The organism is Paraburkholderia sp. EG304, from assembly GCF_046543485.1.
In the GTDB taxonomy this organism is placed as follows: domain Bacteria; phylum Pseudomonadota; class Gammaproteobacteria; order Burkholderiales; family Burkholderiaceae; genus Paraburkholderia; species Paraburkholderia youngii.
In genome coordinates, this window is sequence record NZ_JBKGUA010000014.1 from 123,760 (window position 1) to 138,646 (window position 14,887).

The 14,887-nt window shown below is 65.2% G+C and carries 13 protein-coding genes; 11 read left to right on the top strand and 2 right to left on the bottom strand.

Features of this window, described 5'->3' with window-relative positions; all coding sequences use genetic code 11:
- Nucleotides 1–135: 135 nt before the first annotated feature.
- Complete coding sequence (locus ACLFKU_RS18650; RefSeq protein WP_410850053.1) at nt 136–546, top strand: BON domain-containing protein; 411 nt, start codon at nt 136–138, stop codon at nt 544–546.
- A 74-nt stretch (nt 547–620) separates the two neighbouring features.
- Here the strand turns inward: ACLFKU_RS18650 and ACLFKU_RS18655 are convergent, their stop codons facing one another.
- On the bottom strand, nt 621–1,058 hold the full coding sequence (locus ACLFKU_RS18655; protein ID WP_410850054.1) for a nucleotide triphosphate diphosphatase NUDT15: 438 nt from the start codon (nt 1,056–1,058) through the stop codon (nt 621–623).
- A 140-nt stretch (nt 1,059–1,198) separates the two neighbouring features.
- Nucleotides 1,199–3,679: a GcvT family protein gene (locus ACLFKU_RS18660; RefSeq protein ID WP_410850055.1), complete on the bottom strand. Its 2,481-nt coding sequence runs from the start codon at nt 3,677–3,679 to the stop codon at nt 1,199–1,201.
- A gap of 91 nt (nt 3,680–3,770) precedes the next feature.
- Between ACLFKU_RS18660 and ACLFKU_RS18665 the strand changes: the two genes are divergently transcribed.
- The 10 genes from ACLFKU_RS18665 (at nt 3,771) to ACLFKU_RS18710 (ending at nt 14,839) form a co-directional block, all read left to right on the top strand.
- On the top strand, nt 3,771–4,955 hold the full coding sequence (locus tag ACLFKU_RS18665; RefSeq protein WP_410850056.1) for a DeoR/GlpR family DNA-binding transcription regulator: 1,185 nt from the start codon (nt 3,771–3,773) through the stop codon (nt 4,953–4,955).
- Nucleotides 4,945–5,766 carry a DeoR/GlpR family DNA-binding transcription regulator gene (locus ACLFKU_RS18670; RefSeq protein WP_410850057.1) on the top strand — a complete coding sequence of 274 codons (822 nt, stop codon included), beginning with the start codon at nt 4,945–4,947 and terminating at the stop codon, nt 5,764–5,766. Before ACLFKU_RS18665 ends, ACLFKU_RS18670 begins: the two co-directional genes overlap by 11 nt.
- A gap of 1 nt (nt 5,767) precedes the next feature.
- Nucleotides 5,768–6,619: an EamA family transporter gene (locus ACLFKU_RS18675; protein WP_368583902.1), complete on the top strand. Its 852-nt coding sequence runs from the start codon at nt 5,768–5,770 to the stop codon at nt 6,617–6,619.
- Nucleotides 6,620–6,917: 298 nt separating this feature from the next.
- Complete coding sequence (locus ACLFKU_RS18680) at nt 6,918–8,075, top strand: 2-aminoethylphosphonate--pyruvate transaminase (protein WP_410850058.1); 1,158 nt, start codon at nt 6,918–6,920, stop codon at nt 8,073–8,075.
- 11 nt (nt 8,076–8,086) lie between these two features.
- Nucleotides 8,087–9,358: a phosphonoacetate hydrolase gene (phnA, locus tag ACLFKU_RS18685; RefSeq protein WP_410850059.1), complete on the top strand. Its 1,272-nt coding sequence runs from the start codon at nt 8,087–8,089 to the stop codon at nt 9,356–9,358.
- An 80-nt stretch (nt 9,359–9,438) separates the two neighbouring features.
- Entirely contained in the window at nt 9,439–10,887 is a 1,449-nt protein-coding gene (phnY, locus tag ACLFKU_RS18690) for a phosphonoacetaldehyde dehydrogenase (protein WP_410850060.1), read from the top strand.
- A 61-nt stretch (nt 10,888–10,948) separates the two neighbouring features.
- Nucleotides 10,949–11,980, top strand: coding sequence for a 2-aminoethylphosphonate ABC transporter substrate-binding protein (locus tag ACLFKU_RS18695; RefSeq protein ID WP_410850061.1), 1,032 nt, complete (start codon nt 10,949–10,951; stop codon nt 11,978–11,980).
- Between the two features lie 22 nt (nt 11,981–12,002).
- Nucleotides 12,003–13,178 carry an ABC transporter ATP-binding protein gene (locus tag ACLFKU_RS18700; protein WP_410850062.1) on the top strand — a complete coding sequence of 392 codons (1,176 nt, stop codon included), beginning with the start codon at nt 12,003–12,005 and terminating at the stop codon, nt 13,176–13,178.
- On the top strand, nt 13,171–14,055 hold the full coding sequence (locus tag ACLFKU_RS18705; RefSeq protein WP_410850063.1) for a 2-aminoethylphosphonate ABC transporter permease subunit: 885 nt from the start codon (nt 13,171–13,173) through the stop codon (nt 14,053–14,055). The genes ACLFKU_RS18700 and ACLFKU_RS18705 overlap by 8 nt, the downstream gene beginning before the upstream one ends.
- The gene (locus ACLFKU_RS18710; RefSeq protein WP_368583909.1) at nt 14,039–14,839 is read left to right on the top strand and encodes an ABC transporter permease subunit; all 801 of its coding nucleotides are present in this window, start codon (nt 14,039–14,041) and stop codon (nt 14,837–14,839) included. Before ACLFKU_RS18705 ends, ACLFKU_RS18710 begins: the two co-directional genes overlap by 17 nt.
- The last annotated feature ends 48 nt before the right edge of the window (nt 14,840–14,887 follow it).

Below are 14,887 nucleotides of genomic sequence, written 5' to 3' on the forward strand. Positions count from 1 at the left end.
CCTATTCCTTTTGTTGCCGGGCAGGACGCGTTCACGGAAATGCCACAAAATCGCTCAACCGCGCTACGAACGGCGGAGCCGCGCCCCATCTTTCTGTCTTGAACCGCAAGGTCGACAGAACTCAACGGAGGCAGCATGAATAAAAGCAATGCGAGCAGAATAATCGGCGCAACCTTAGTCGCGGTCATCGCGAGTGCCTCGGCCTATGCGAACGCGCAACCAGGTCTGAGCACGACGACCGACGTGGTCGCACAAAAGGTGGCGGCCTCGAGCTCACCGCCTCGACCCAAGCCGGATACTTCGATAGTTCGCGACGTTCGCCGTGCCCTCAGGCGCGTACCGGATATGGATGATTCAAAGATTCACATCAGGGCGAGCCACGGCGTCGTTACGCTCACCGGGACGGTGCCGGAAAGCTGGCAGATCTCGCGCGCCGCCAATGCGGCGAGATCAGTGCTCGGTGTAAAGTCGGTGAGGAACAGATTGACAGTGCGAGAAAGCGACGCAGCAACCATTGAGCAGCGTCCCGCGGTATCGGCCGGATAGGTAGGCGATGCTCGACAGATCGACCGGATTGCGCTTTCCGTGCGGGCCGGTCGCCTACGTCTACTGTCTCCCCCTTACGGCGATCCCGTTTCCTGCGCCCGAGAAAAATAGAGCTCGGTTGGTTCGAAGAGATTCGCCGGCAGAGCGTCTTCCGCGAACCATGACCATGCTTCGCATTTGTCCGGCTCCATACATATTGGCGTTCCTGTTGAATCGCCCTCGACGAACAAAGTGATATGCCGAAGCTTGCCGGACTCGATCCATCCCGTCCTCCAGGTTGTTGCCACCGGTTCCGTTAGCACCAGACCCGTCTCCTCGAGCAACTCGCGCGAAGCAGCGGCAAGCGGATCTTCACCCATGTCGACTTTGCCGCCGGGGAAGCCCCATGTGCCGTAGCCATATTCGCTACGGCGCAGACCCAGAAGATAACGGCCTTCGCGCTGAATCACCACGCCGACACCGAGCAAGGTTTCAGCCGCGTATGACGCGTCACCGTGACGAAAAGAATTCATTCGGCAAGTCTCCCATGCTACGCATCCGTTCCGACGCGGCGATCGATCGGTTGTCATCAAATCCATGAATCGTTTCGTGGGCGCCGACACGCAGGCTCTATCGCGGGACCGTTCAAGGTTTGGATCGAAGGACGTTGCATCTAGCTCTTCACGCGTTCGGATCGCGGATCGTACGGCGCCTTCAGATGCACGGTTGCCCTCACCTGTTCGCCCGCCACGTCGATCGTATAGCGGCCTTGCGTGAGCCACGCGGCATCCGCGGGACCATCGGCACGGTTCACGAAACCCATTGCGACCGGACATCGCATGGTATGCCCGAACGCGGCTGAGGTGACCGCCCCTACCGGCTCGCCGTCGCGCAGGATAGCTTCGCCACCCCACAGCATCAGATGGTCGGCGCCGTCGGCCGTCAGGGTCACGAGACGCCGGCGCAGCGGCGCGTCGCGCAGACGCAGAAGCGCGTCGCGGCCGCGAAAATCGATGTCCTTGTCGAGCTTGCAGGCAAATGCGAGGCCCGCCTCGAACGGATTGCAATCCGGCGTCAGCTCGCGGCCCCAAGCCCGATAGCCTTTTTCGATCCGCAGCGATTCGATCGCGTAGTAACCGGCGTTGACGAGGCCGAACGGCTCGCCAGCCGCGTGCAAGGTCTCATAGACCCCGACCGCGAATTCGACCGGCACATACAACTCCCAGCCCAACTCGCCGACGTAGGTGAGGCGCGTCGCCCGCACCGTCGCGTAGCCGATGTCGACTTCGCGGCTCTGGCCAACCGGGAACGCCTCGTTGCTCCAGTCCGCCTTCGACACGCTTTGCAACAGCGCGCGAGCGTGCGGCCCCATCACCGCGAGCACCGCGTACTGACTCGTGACATCGACCACCACGCAGTGGCGCTCGGGCGCAATCGCCTTCTCCAGATAATCGAGGTCGCGCGTTGCCTGCGCCGAGCCCGTCACGATCAGGTATTGGTCGTCGGCGACGCGGGTCAGCGTCACGTCCGATTCGTAGTTGCCGCGCTCGTTCAGCACGCCGGAATAGACGGTGGTGCCGGGCGGCACGGCGACGTCGTTCGCTACGATGCCTTGCAGCACCGCTTCGGCGTCGCGCCCCTTGACGAGCAGTTTCGCGAACGAACTCATGTCGAACAGGGCGACCCGTTCGCGGCACGCACGGTGCTCGGCGCCGCTCCACGGTAGCCAGTTCTGCTGGCCGAACGCGTAGTCGATGCGCACTTCTTCGGGGCTCGGTGCGAAAAAATTGGCGCGCTCCCAGCCCATCTTGCTGCCGAAGCACGCGCCGTCGTCGCGCAGCAGCGCATACAGGGGCGAACGCCGGAACGGCCGCGCCGAATCGAGCTCGCGGTTGGGCCACGGCATCGCGTAATGCAGGCCGAGCGTTTCCTTCACGCGATCGTGCAGCCACGTGTCGTTGCCATTGAAGCGCGCAAAGCGGCGGATGTCGACCGGCCACAAGTCCATGGTCGGCTCACCAGCGACGATCCATTCGGCGAGCGCCATGCCCGCGCCGCCCGCCGACGCGATGCCCATCGAATTGAAGCCGGCCGCCACGAAAAAGCGGCGCAGCTCCGGCGCCTCGCCAAGGATGAAGTTGTTGTCCGGCGTGAACGATTCGGGGCCGTTATAGAACTGCCTGACTTGCGCGGTTTCGAGCGCCGGCACGCGCACGAGCGCGTTTTGCATCAGGATCTCGAACTGATCCCAATCATCCGGCAGAAGCTGGAACTCGAAGTTCTCGGGGATGCCCGCCATGCCCCACGGCTTCGCGTTCGGCTCGAAGCCGCCCATCACAAGGCCGCCCACTTCCTCCTTGAAGTAGATGTAGCCGTCCGGATCGCGCATCACGGGCAGATCGCGGTGCACGCCGGCGATCGGCTCGGTGACGATGTAGTAGTGCTCGGCCGAATGCAGCGGCACCGTGACGCCGCACATCCGCCCGACCGCCTTGGCCCACTGGCCTGCGCAATTGACCACGATATCGGCGTGCAGCGTCCCTTCGGCGCCGTCCTTGCGGCGCCAGGTGATGCCGCAGGCCTCGCGGCCCTGGCGCGCCGGTCGAGTCTGCACTGCGGTGATGCGAACGTTTTCGACGATACGTGCGCCGCGCATGCGTGCGCCGCGCGCGAGCGACTGCGTCAGATCGGTGGGATTCGCCTTGCCGTCGCCCGGCAGCCAGACCGCGCCGAGCAGATCGTCGGTGCGCATCACCGGCCACAGTTCGCCGGCTTCGCGCGGCCCGATGACTTCGCAGGCCACGCCATAGGCGCGGGCGACTGCCGCCGTGCGTTTCAGCTGGGTCATGCGCTCTGCGGTGCGCGCGACCGACAGCGAACCGCACTGCTTCCAGCCCGTGGCGAGACCCGTCTCGGCCTCGAGCTGCGCGTAAAGCTTCGTCGAGTAGCGGATCAGCTTCGTCATGCTTTCCTGCGCCCGCAGCTGCCCGACGAGACCGGCCGCATGCCAGGTGGTGCCGCACGATAGCTGCCCCTGTTCGAGCAGCACGATGTCGGTCCAGCCGAGCTTGGTCAGGTGCCACGCAACCGAGCAACCGACGATGCCGCCGCCGATGATGACGACACGAGCGTGGCTTGGGATTTCCGTGGACATCGGGCGACCTCGCTTTTTGGAAGTGTGTGGCAATGTGTGGAAAACGCTGTGGCCATAGACTGCAACAAAAAACTGCAAAAAACAACAAAAAGTGGAAATCGCCGAGAGCAGCGGAGAGCGCAAACACGGTGAAAATTCGCCGAAAAGCCTTGATTTACGGGCATTGTATGCAGGCCCGGAATCCGCGAGACACCTTCCCACCTCGCCTTTTTCGAGCTGGGGCCACGGGTATCCAACCGCAATAAAAATCCCGATCGACGAGGAAAGTTGTGTTATTTTGTGGCATCGTGACGGTCGAAACCCGTCACGCCGTTACGCGTCGCGCCCCTTTCTGTTTTTGTCACGCTGGCCGCTTATGTATCCGTTGCTACGTCGTGCCGAGATTTTGCGGATCGCCCAGTCACGGGGCACCACCTCGATCACCCAGCTCGCCGAGGCGCTCGCCGTATCGGACGAAACGATCCGCCGCACCGTCAAGCCGCTAATCGAGGAGGGCCTGCTCATCAAGGTGCACGGTGGTGTGATGCTGCCCAGCCATCTAGAGGAGTCGCCGTTCCGGCGGCGTATGCACGAGCACCGGGCGGAAAAGGAAATCGTCGCGCAGCAGATTTGCGAATTCGTGCAAGACGGCGACTCGCTGATCCTCGACAGCGGTACTACTTGCACGCACATCGCCCAGGCACTGCGCAGCCGCTCCCGGCTCACGGTGATCACCAACTCCGCCGCCATCGCCAGCCTGCTCGCGCAGCACAACGGCAATCGCGTGTTCATGGCGGGCGGCGAACTCTGCGCAGACGACGCCGCCGCGCTCGGCGAGCCCGTGCTCGCCTACATCCGGCAATTTCACGTCAAGTATGCAATCGTCTCGGTGACGGCCGTCGATCGCGCGGGACGCTTCATGGACGCACAGCCGTGGGATGTCGAGTTCGCGCGTGCCGCGTTCGGGCAGGCGCGGCAGCGGGTGGTCGTCGCCGTGCACGCCAAGTTCGAGCACAGCGCGCTGGTGCGCGCGATGAACGCCGACGAGATCGACGTGCTGGTCACCGATGCGCCGCTCGACGCGCACTATGCGCAGCTCTTCGCCGCGGCACGCGTCGAAGTGCGCTATCCGGGCAGCGCGGCCGCGCCGGTGATCGCCGCCCTCGCACGGGAGACGGAAGGCCCGGGCGAGGCAGCGCATCGATCGCATCCGCGCGGTCTGCCCGACGCAACTTGCCATTCATCCAGCGACGTCCTCGCCGACGATGCGCACGGAGAGCCACACCATGCTCGATAACCGCTCAGCCGGGCCCGTGCCCGCTTCATTGAACCCGAACCGCCGCCTCGCGATCGAGCGCATCGACTACATCGTGCAAAGCCTCGAGGCGAGCGGCTCGGTCAGCGTCGCCAACCTGTCGGCGACGCTCGGCGTGTCGCGCGAAACGATCCGCCGCGACCTGAAGATCCTCGCGGAGCAGGGCCGCGCGAATCTCGTGCACGGCGGCGCGGCGAAGCGCCCGGTCGCCGAACCGTCGTTGGCGAGCCGCGAAGCGGTCAACGCGCTGGGCAAGGCGGCGATTGGCGCCGCGGCCGCACGACTCGTCGCGGACGGCATGGTCGTGCTGATCGATTCGGGCTCGACCACGCTCGGTCTGGCCGAGGCGCTGCAGCATCATCGCGACCTGACCGTCATCACCAACAGCCTGCCGATCGCACTGATGCTGTGCCGCGCGCCTGGCGTGAAGGTCGTCGTGCTCGGCGGCGACATCGACCCGAACGACGAAGCCGCTATCGGCGTCGAGACGATGACCGCGCTCAGCCATTTCCGCGTCGATCTCGTGTTTGTCGGCGTGGGCGGCATCTCGCCCGAAGGCGAATTCACCGATTACTCGCGGCTCGCCGCCGAGCAACGCCATTTGATGATGAAGTCGGGCAAGAAGGTTTACGTGCTCGCGGACCACAGCAAGTTCGAACAGCAGACGCCCGTGCTGATCGCGCCCGTGCCGCACATCGCCGGACTGATCGTCGACGCCGAGCCGCCCGCGGGCATCGTGCGCGCCTGCGCCGAACAGCGCTGGGAAGTCATCATCGCCAATCGCCACAGCTAGCATGACGATGACGCTTCCCGTGTTCTTCGCCGTGCTGTCGGCCGCGCTTTTGCATGCGGGCTGGAACGCGGTGATCAAGGTGCGGCTCGATCCTTTTCTGGCGATGACCCTGCTGTGCATCGCCTGCGGTTTGATCGCGCTGCCGTCGCTCGCGTTCACCGGATTCGCCCGGCCTGCTGCGTGGCCCTGGGTGGCGGGATCGGTGGCGCTTCATTTCGGTTACTACGTGTGCCTGAGCGAGGCATACCGTCGTGCCGACATGAGCCAGATCTACCCGATCGCGCGCGGCTCCGCGCCGCTGATCACCGCGCTCGTCTCCGTCACGATCTTGCACGAGACGATGAGCGCGGGCGGCGTCGCGGGCATCGTGCTGCTCGGCAGCGGCGTGTTGCTGCTGTCGCTGCGCGGCCGCCATCACTCCGCGTCGGAAAACCGTGTCGCGCTCGGCTTCGCGCTGCTCACTGCGGTGACGATCGCGGGCTACACGGTCGTCGACGGCGTGGGCGCGCGCGTCGCCGGCAATCCGAACTCCTACGCGGCGACGCTGTTCGTGTTCGATGCGTTGCCGATGCTGACGCTTTGCCTGTATCGCTACGGGCCGGCCGGCATGGCGCCGATGCGGCGTTTTCTGCTGCCGGGCTTCGCGGGCGGCGCGATGTCGCTCGCGGCATACTGGATCGTGATCTGGGCGATGACCGTCGCTCCCATCGCCCTCGTTGCGGCAGTGCGCGAGACGAGCGTGGTGTTCGCCGGCTTCATCGCCGTCTATGTGCTCAAGGAGCCGTTCAGCCGCGTGCGCACCGCGGCCGCTACGTTGACGTTGGCCGGCCTTGCGCTGATGCGGCTGTTCTGATTCTCAGCGTGGGTTTCGGCGATGACGGCAGGCCACTGGCCTTCTGACAGGTGACGCATCCGGCCGCGCCCTGCACTCCACCAACCCCGGTTATCCCCTCCTGTCTCCCCATGCGGGTTTGTCCCGAGCGGCGGCCGCTTTCCCATATCCATCGCGGACTTCGCGAACTTTCAGGCGGCGTTTCGCGCGTCCGACTGGAATGTGGCATTTTTTGGCATCTTGACTGTTTTTGTTGCGCCTCCTAGAGTGGGTCTCACGCACCTGCGCAGTACCCAAATCGACCCACAAGGAGACATCGATGACCGGTTCCACGTATGCATCGCCGGCTAGTTCCGAAACTGGCGATCCGCTGTTGCTGACCCCCGGACCACTGACCACGTCACGCACCGTCAAGGCCGCGATGGTTCACGACTGGGGCTCGCGCGACGCCAACTTCATCGAGATCAATCGCTCGGTTCTCGCGCGCCTTGCCGCGATCGCCAATGGCGCGCGCGACTGGGTGACGGTACCGATGCAGGGCTCGGGCACCTTCGCCGTGGAGGCGATGCTCACCACCTTCGTGCCGCCAGGCGGCGAGGTGCTGGTGCTGATCAACGGCGCGTATGGCAAGCGCGCAAAGCGCATCCTTGAAATCGCCGGCCGCAAGACCGTCGTACACGAAACGGCCGAGGACACGCCGCCCGATCTCGCCGAGATCGACAAGCTGCTGGCCGCCTCGCCGTCGATCACGCATGTGTTCGCGGTCCACTGCGAGACCACTGCGGGCATCCTGAATCCGATCGCGCAGATCGGCGCGCTCGCGGCCCGCTACCGCAAGGGCTATCTGGTCGATTCGATGAGCGCGTTCGGCGCGTTGCCGCTCGACGTGCAGACGATGCATATCGATGCGGTCGCCGCATCGTCGAACAAGTGCATCGAAGGCGTGCCCGGTCTCGGCTTCGTGATCTGCCGCCGTGAGGCGCTGGCCCGCACGCAAGGCAACGCGACCACCCTCGTGCTCGATCTGCACGAGCAGTGGACCAACCTCGAAAAGACCAGCCAGTACCGCTTCACGCCGCCCACGCACGTGATCGTCGCGTTCCATCAGGCGCTGGAGGAATTCGATGCCGAAGGCGGCGTCGCTGGGCGCGGCGCGCGCTATCGCAACAACTGCCGGATTCTCGTCGAAGGCATGCGCGCGCTCGGCTTCAAGCCGCTGCTGGCTGAAGCGCTGCAGGCTCCGATCATCGTCACCTTCCATATGCCCGAGGACCCGCGCTTCGAATTCCAGCGCTTCTACGACAGCCTGAAGGCGCGCGGCTATGTGATCTATCCGGGCAAGCTGACGGTTGCGGACTCGTTCCGGATCGGCTGCATCGGCCGGCTCGGTGAGCGCGAAATGCGCGCCGCGCTCGGTGCGATCAGCGAGGTGCTCGATGAAATGGGCATGAACGCGCCGGTCGCGAAAACGGCTTGAAGGGGGACATCATGAGTACGCTGCAAGACACCGTGCTGAGCATCAACGGCCGCGACTACCGCTTCCCATCGGAGCCGGTCGTCGTAATCTGCCTCGACGGTTCGGAGCCCGCCTATATCGAGGAAGCCGCGAAGGCCAGGCACGCGCCGCATCTCGCGAAGCTGCTGCGCACGGGCACGAGCCGCATCGCCCAATGCGTGATTCCGAGCTTCACGAACCCGAACAATCTGTCGATCGTGACGGGCCGTCCGCCGAAGGTGCACGGCATCGCGGGCAACTACTTCTACGACCGCGCGAGCGGCGAAGAAGTGATGATGAACGACGCCCGCTTTCTGCGCGCACCGACGATCTTCGCCGCGTTCCACGACGCCGGCGCGAAGGTCGCCGTCGTCACCGCGAAGGACAAGCTCCGGACGCTGCTCGGCAACGGGCTCGACTTCACGAGCGGCCGCGCGATCGCCTTTTCGGCTGAAAAGGCCAACGAGGCTACCCGCGCACAGAACGGCCTTGGCGACGTGCTCGCCTACGTCGGCAAGCCGCTGCCGGATGTGTATTCGGCGGACCTGTCCGAGTTCGTGTTCGCGGCGGGCGTGAAACTGCTCGACACTTTCCGCCCCGACCTGATGTACCTGTCGACGACCGACTACGTGCAGCACAAGGCGGCGCCCGGGTCGCCCAAAGCCAACGAGTTCTACGCGATGTTCGACCGCTACGTCGGCGCGCTCGATGCGGCAGGCTGCGTGCTGGCGATCACCGCCGACCACGGCATGAACGGCAAACATCGCGCGGATGGCGCGCCCGACGTGCTGTACCTGCAAGACCTGTTCGACGAATGGACCGGCAAAGGCCGCTCGCGCGTGATCCTGCCCATCACCGATCCGTACGTCGCGCATCACGGGGCGCTGGGCTCTTTCGCCACCATCTACCTGCCCGAGGGGATCGCAGCGGCTGAAGCAGCGGCGCTGCTCGAACGGCTGCGCCGGACCGAAGGCATCCAGCTCGCGCTAACGAGTGCCGAGGCCTGCGAGCGCTTCGAGCTGCCGCCCGACCGTATCGGCGACGTCGTCGTGGTCGGCACACGCGCCAAGGTGTTCGGCACGAGCGCCGCGCGTCACGACCTGTCGGGCCTGACCGAGCCGTTGCGTTCGCATGGCGGGCTATCGGAAGAGAACGTGCCGCTGATCGTCAACCGCAAGACCGATTGGCCGGCAGACCGCGCATTGCGCAACTTCGACATCTTCGATGTCGCGATGAACCACGTATTGCAGGGCGCCGCGGCGTAACGCGTCGATCACAACAACCCGCGCGCCCCGCTTCTCGCGACGGCCTGCGGGCTCCACCGGATCATTGAACGAGGTATTCGATGAACGTCATGACCAAACCCGCCTTCAGGCAGGAATCGATGCGCATCGCCGGCCAGCATACGAGCACCGACGAGCTGATCGAAGTCTTCAACCCGTACACGAACGAGGTCGTCGGCACCGTGCCCGCGGGTCGTCCCGAACACGTGCAACAGGCGTTCGCAAAAGCGCACGCATTCAAGCCGCGGCTCACGCGCTACGAGCGTCAGCGCATCCTGCAGCGCACGGCCGAGATCCTGAGCGAGCGCAAGGAAGACTTCGCCCGCCTGATCACCGCGGAGACGGGGCTGTGCTGGAAGGATGGGCTTTACGAGGCGAGCCGCGCCTACGACGTATGGTCGTTTGCCGCCCAGCTCACGATCAAGGACGACGGCGAGGTCTATTCCTGCGATATCAGCCCGAACGGTAAGAACCGCAAGATTTTCACGACGCGGCTGCCGCTGCTCGGCGTGATCTCGGCGATCACGCCGTTCAATCATCCGCTGAACATGGTGAGCCACAAGCTGGCGCCCGCGATCGCGACCAACAACCGCGTGGTGCTGAAGCCCACCGAGCTCACGCCGCTGACGGCGCTCGCGCTTGCCGACGTGCTCTATGAAGCGGGCCTGCCGCCGGAAATGCTGAGTGTCGTCACCGGCAATCCGCGCACGATGGGCGACGCGATGATCACCGACCCGCACTGTGATCTCGTCACGTTCACAGGCTCCGTGCGAGTCGGCAAGTACATCGCGCAGCACGCGGGCTATCGCCGCACGGTGCTGGAACTCGGCGGCAACGATCCGCTGATCGTGATGGAGGACGCCGATCTCGACAAGGCCGCGCAGCTCGCGGTAACCGGTGCGACGAAAAATTCGGGGCAGCGCTGCACGGCGGTCAAGCGGATTCTCGTCGTGCAAAGCGTGGCCGATGCGTTCGTCGAGCGAGTGCTCGTGCATGCGAAAAAGCTCAAGTGCGGCGATCCGATGGACCCGTCGGTCGACGTGGGCACCGTCATCAACGAGGCGTCGGCGCAACTGTTCGAGCGACGCGTGGCCGATGCGCAGGCCCACGGCGCCAGGGTGCTTTACGGCGCGCCGCGCGAGGGCGCGCTGTTCCATCCGACCGTCGTCGATCACGTGCCGTACGACTGCGAGCTCGTGCGCGAAGAGACCTTTGGCCCGGTGATTCCGATCATCCGCGTGCCCGATGCGCTCGATGAAGTGATCCGGGTTTCGAACTCGACCGCGTATGGCCTGTCGTCGGGCGTCTGCACGAACCGGCTCGACTACATCACGCGCTTCGTCAGGGAGCTGGAAGTCGGCACCGTGAACGTGTGGGAAGTGCCCGGCTATCGCACGGAGATGTCGCCGTTCGGGGGCATCAAGGATTCAGGCAATGGTTACAAGGAGGGCATGGTCGAGGCAATGAAGAGCTACTCGAATGTGCGGACCTGGTCGATGCCCTGGGAGTGACCGGCCGCGCGACCAAGTGAAATGCTGACCTCATCCGAACTCAACGCAAGGAAGGATGGATATGAAAACTCGTCTGATCGCCCTGGCCGCCTGCGCGCTCGCCATGGCAACGCCCCCCCTCTACGCACAGTCCGACGTCGTGACCATCTATGCAGCGGATGGTTTGCACGACGGTTCGCCGAGCTGGTTCGGCAATCAGTTCGAAGCCTTCACGAAGGCGACCGGCATCAAGGTGCAGTACATCGAGGCCGGCTCGAGCGGCGTGGTGGACCGGCTGAGCAAGGAGAAGTCGAACACTCAGGCGGACGTGCTGGTGACACTGCCGCCCTTCATGCAGAAAGCCGCGGCTGACGGCCTGTTGCAGTCCTACTCGCCGGCGGGCGCCGACAAGATCGAGACGCGCGACAAGGACCCGAAAGGCCTGTACTACGCGATGGTCGGAAACTATCCCAGCTTCATCTACAACTCGGCGGTGCTGAAGAGCCCGCCCAAGACCTACGCGGACCTGCTCGCGCCGCAGTTCAAGCAGAAGATCCAGTACTCGACGCCGGGTCAGGCCGGCGACGGCACTGCGCTGATGCTGCAGACCTTCCACGCGTTCGGCGGCAAGCCGGCCGGCTTCGACTATTTGCGCAAGCTGCAGACCAACAACCTCGGGCCGTCCGCATCGACCGGCAAGCTCACGGCGCTCGTCAACAAAGGCGAACTCTTCGTGGCCAACGGCGATATGCAGATGAACCTCGCGCAGATGCACGACAACCCGAACGTCGCGATGTTCTTCCCGGCCGGTCCAGACGGCCGCCGCACGACCTTTGCGTTGCCCTACTACGTCGGCCTCGTGGCGAACGCGCCGCATGCCGGCAACGGCAAAAAGCTGATCGATTTCCTGTTGAGCGCGCCGGCGCAGCAGGAGGTCAGCAAGGTCGCGTACGGCTTCCCGGTGCGCACCGATGTGCATCCGTCGGACAGCAACTTCCAGGCGTTGAACACGTTGCTGAAGGGCGTCGACATCTGGCAACCCGATTGGAACCAGGTGCTCCAGGAGCTGCGTCCCGACGTGGCCGCCTACAACCAGGCAATTTCCATCGACTAACCCAGCTACCGACGAGCGACTAATGGCAAACACCATGACCATGGAACGGGGGCCGCAGCGGCGCGCCTCCGCTGCGCCGACCGTCATCGCGCACGGAGCGAGCGGCATCGGTTTCGAAGGCGTGTCGGTGGCTTACGGCAGCCAGACCATTCTGGAGTCTCTGACGCTGACCGTGAAGCCCGGCGAGATCGTCGCGCTGATCGGCCCGTCCGGCTCCGGCAAGACGACCGCGTTGCGCGCCGTCGCCGGCTTCGTGCAGCCGAGCGCCGGGCGCATCACCATCGGCGATCGCGACGTGACGCGGCTGCCGCCGTACGCTCGCAACATCGGCATGGTGGTGCAGAACTACGCGCTGTTTCCGCATATGCGCGTCGAGGACAACGTCGCCTTCGGGCTGCGTGCCCGTGGCGCGGACGCCGAGGTGATACGCGAACGGGTGCCCGAGTGCCTCGGGCTCGTCGGCATGGCGAAGTACGCGAAGCGCTATCCGCGCGAGCTGTCGGGCGGCCAGCAGCAGCGCGTGGCGATCGCCCGCGCGCTCGCGATCCGTCCACAGGTGCTGCTGCTCGACGAGCCGCTCTCGGCGCTCGACGCGCAGATCCGCCGCTCGATGCTCGACGAACTCGCGAAGCTGCACCGCACGCTGCCTTCGCTCACGGTGCTGTACGTGACGCACGACCAGACCGAAGCGCTGACCCTCGCGAACCACATCGGCATCATGCGCGACGGCCACCTGGTCGCTTACGGCGACGCGCAAGGGCTCTATCGTCATCCGCCGAACCGCTTCGCCGCCGAGTTCCTCGGCCGTGCCAACGTGCTGCCGGCGCAGCAGCTCGAACCGCTGGCCGACGGGCGCGCGCGCGTGCGCTTTCACGGCCAGCTGCTCGAAGGCTGCAACCATCACGGACTCGCGGCCGGCGCCGCCTGCTTCGTATGCGTGCGGCCACACCATCTGCAATCCGTTGCGGGCGGTGTTGCGCGAGGCGCCGATGGGCAACGCATGAACCAGATGACGGGGTCCGTCGTCAGCGTGCAGTGGCTCGGCGAAATGCACAGCATCGTGCTCGATGTCGAAGGCGAGCTGCTGCGGCTCACCTGCGCGCCGCTCGCGGAGCCGCCAGAGCCGGGCACTGCACTCAGCGTACGTTTCGATCGCGCGGATGTCACTCTCGTACCGGAGGCTGAACGTCATGGCTGATATCGTCATCGCGCCGCCGGCCCGCGCGCGAGCGCCGGCCGCGGGGCCAGGCGGCCTGTGGATCGCGCCGCCGCTCGCGGTGCTCGCCGCGCTGTTCTTCTATCCGTTCGGGCTGATCGTCGTGCAGGCGTTGGGCGGCGACCAGCATGTGCTGTCGTTCGCGAACTTCGAGCACGTGCTGCGCTCGCGCCAGTTCCTGAGCGGGCTTTATCACACGATCGCGATCGCAGTATCGGCGTCGGCGGGATGCCTCGTGCTCGGCTTCGTGTTCTCGCTGGTGATCGCGTTCGTGCCGTTTCCGGGCGCGCGTTTCGTGGGCCGGCTCATCGATACGTTCATCGCGCTGCCCACCTTTCTCGTCGCGCTTGCGTTCACGTTCGTGTACGGTTCGGCCGGACTGCTGAACCAGTCGCTGATGCAGATGTTCCATCTGCCGCTGCCGCCGCTGAATTTCCTGTACACGCAATGGGGTGTCGTGCTGTCGGAGATCACGGTCTATACGCCGTTCATCATGCGTCCGCTGCTCGCGTGCTTCTCGCAGATCGACAGTGCGCAGATCGAGATGGCGGGCAGCCTCGGCGCGCGGCCGCTGCGCATCATCCGGCAGATCATCCTGCCCGCCGCGTTGCCGGCGCTGCTGGCGGGCGGCAGCCTGTGTCTGCTGTTGACCGTCAATGAGTTCGGCATCGTGCTCTTCATCGGCGCGAAAGACGTGATCACGTTGCCGCTGCTGATCTACGACAAAGCGATCCAGGAATTCGACTACACCACCGCATGCGTGATCGCCGTCGTCAATATCGCGCTGTCGCTCGGGCTTTATGCCTGCTACCGGGCCGTCGTTTCACTTTGCGGAGGTCGCCGTGCTGCTCTCGGCTAAATGGGGTAAATGGCTGACGTGGGGCGGCACGGCGTTGCTGTTCTGCGCGGTCTATGGGCTGCCGGTCGCGATGATCGCGCTCGCCAGCATCAGCGGACAATGGAACGGCATCCTGCCGAGCCACCTGACACTCGAGCACTACGCGCGGGTGCTGCATACCGATTCGGCGAGCCAGCTGCGCGTGAGCGTGCTGACCGGCGTGGTCGCGAGCGTCGCGGCGCTCGTCAGCGGCACGTGGGCCGCACTCGCGCTGCGTCGCATCAAAGGCCTGCCGCGCCGCGTGCTGGACGTGATCTTCTTCGTGCCGAGCGCGGTGCCGTCGGTGTCGATCGGGCTCGGCTTGCTGGTCGCGTTCAGCCGGCCGCCCGTGCTGCTCAACGGCACGGCGACGATCGTCTTCATCGCGCACTTCCTGCTGATCTCGGCGTTCACCTACGGCAACGTGGCGGCAGGGCTCGCGCGGGTCGCGCCCGAATACGGCGAGGTGGCCCAAAGTCTCGGCGCCCGGCCGCTCTACCAGCTCTCGCGCGTGACGCTGCCGCTCGTCGCGCCGTACCTGCTCGCATCGTTCAGCCTGAGCTTCGCGCTGTCGATGGGCGAGCTCGGTGCGACGCTGATGATCTATCCGCCGGGCTGGGTCACGCTGCCGGTGGGCATCTTCGCGCTGTCCGACCGTGGAGCGATCTTCGACGCTGCGACGCTCACGATGATTCTCGGTATCGGCACGCTCGCGGTATTGATGGGGCTCTCGCGCATCTCGAACCGTGCGATGGTGCGTGGATGACGGTGTCCCTGCGGATACTCGACGAGGCAATCGCGGCGGGCGCAGAGC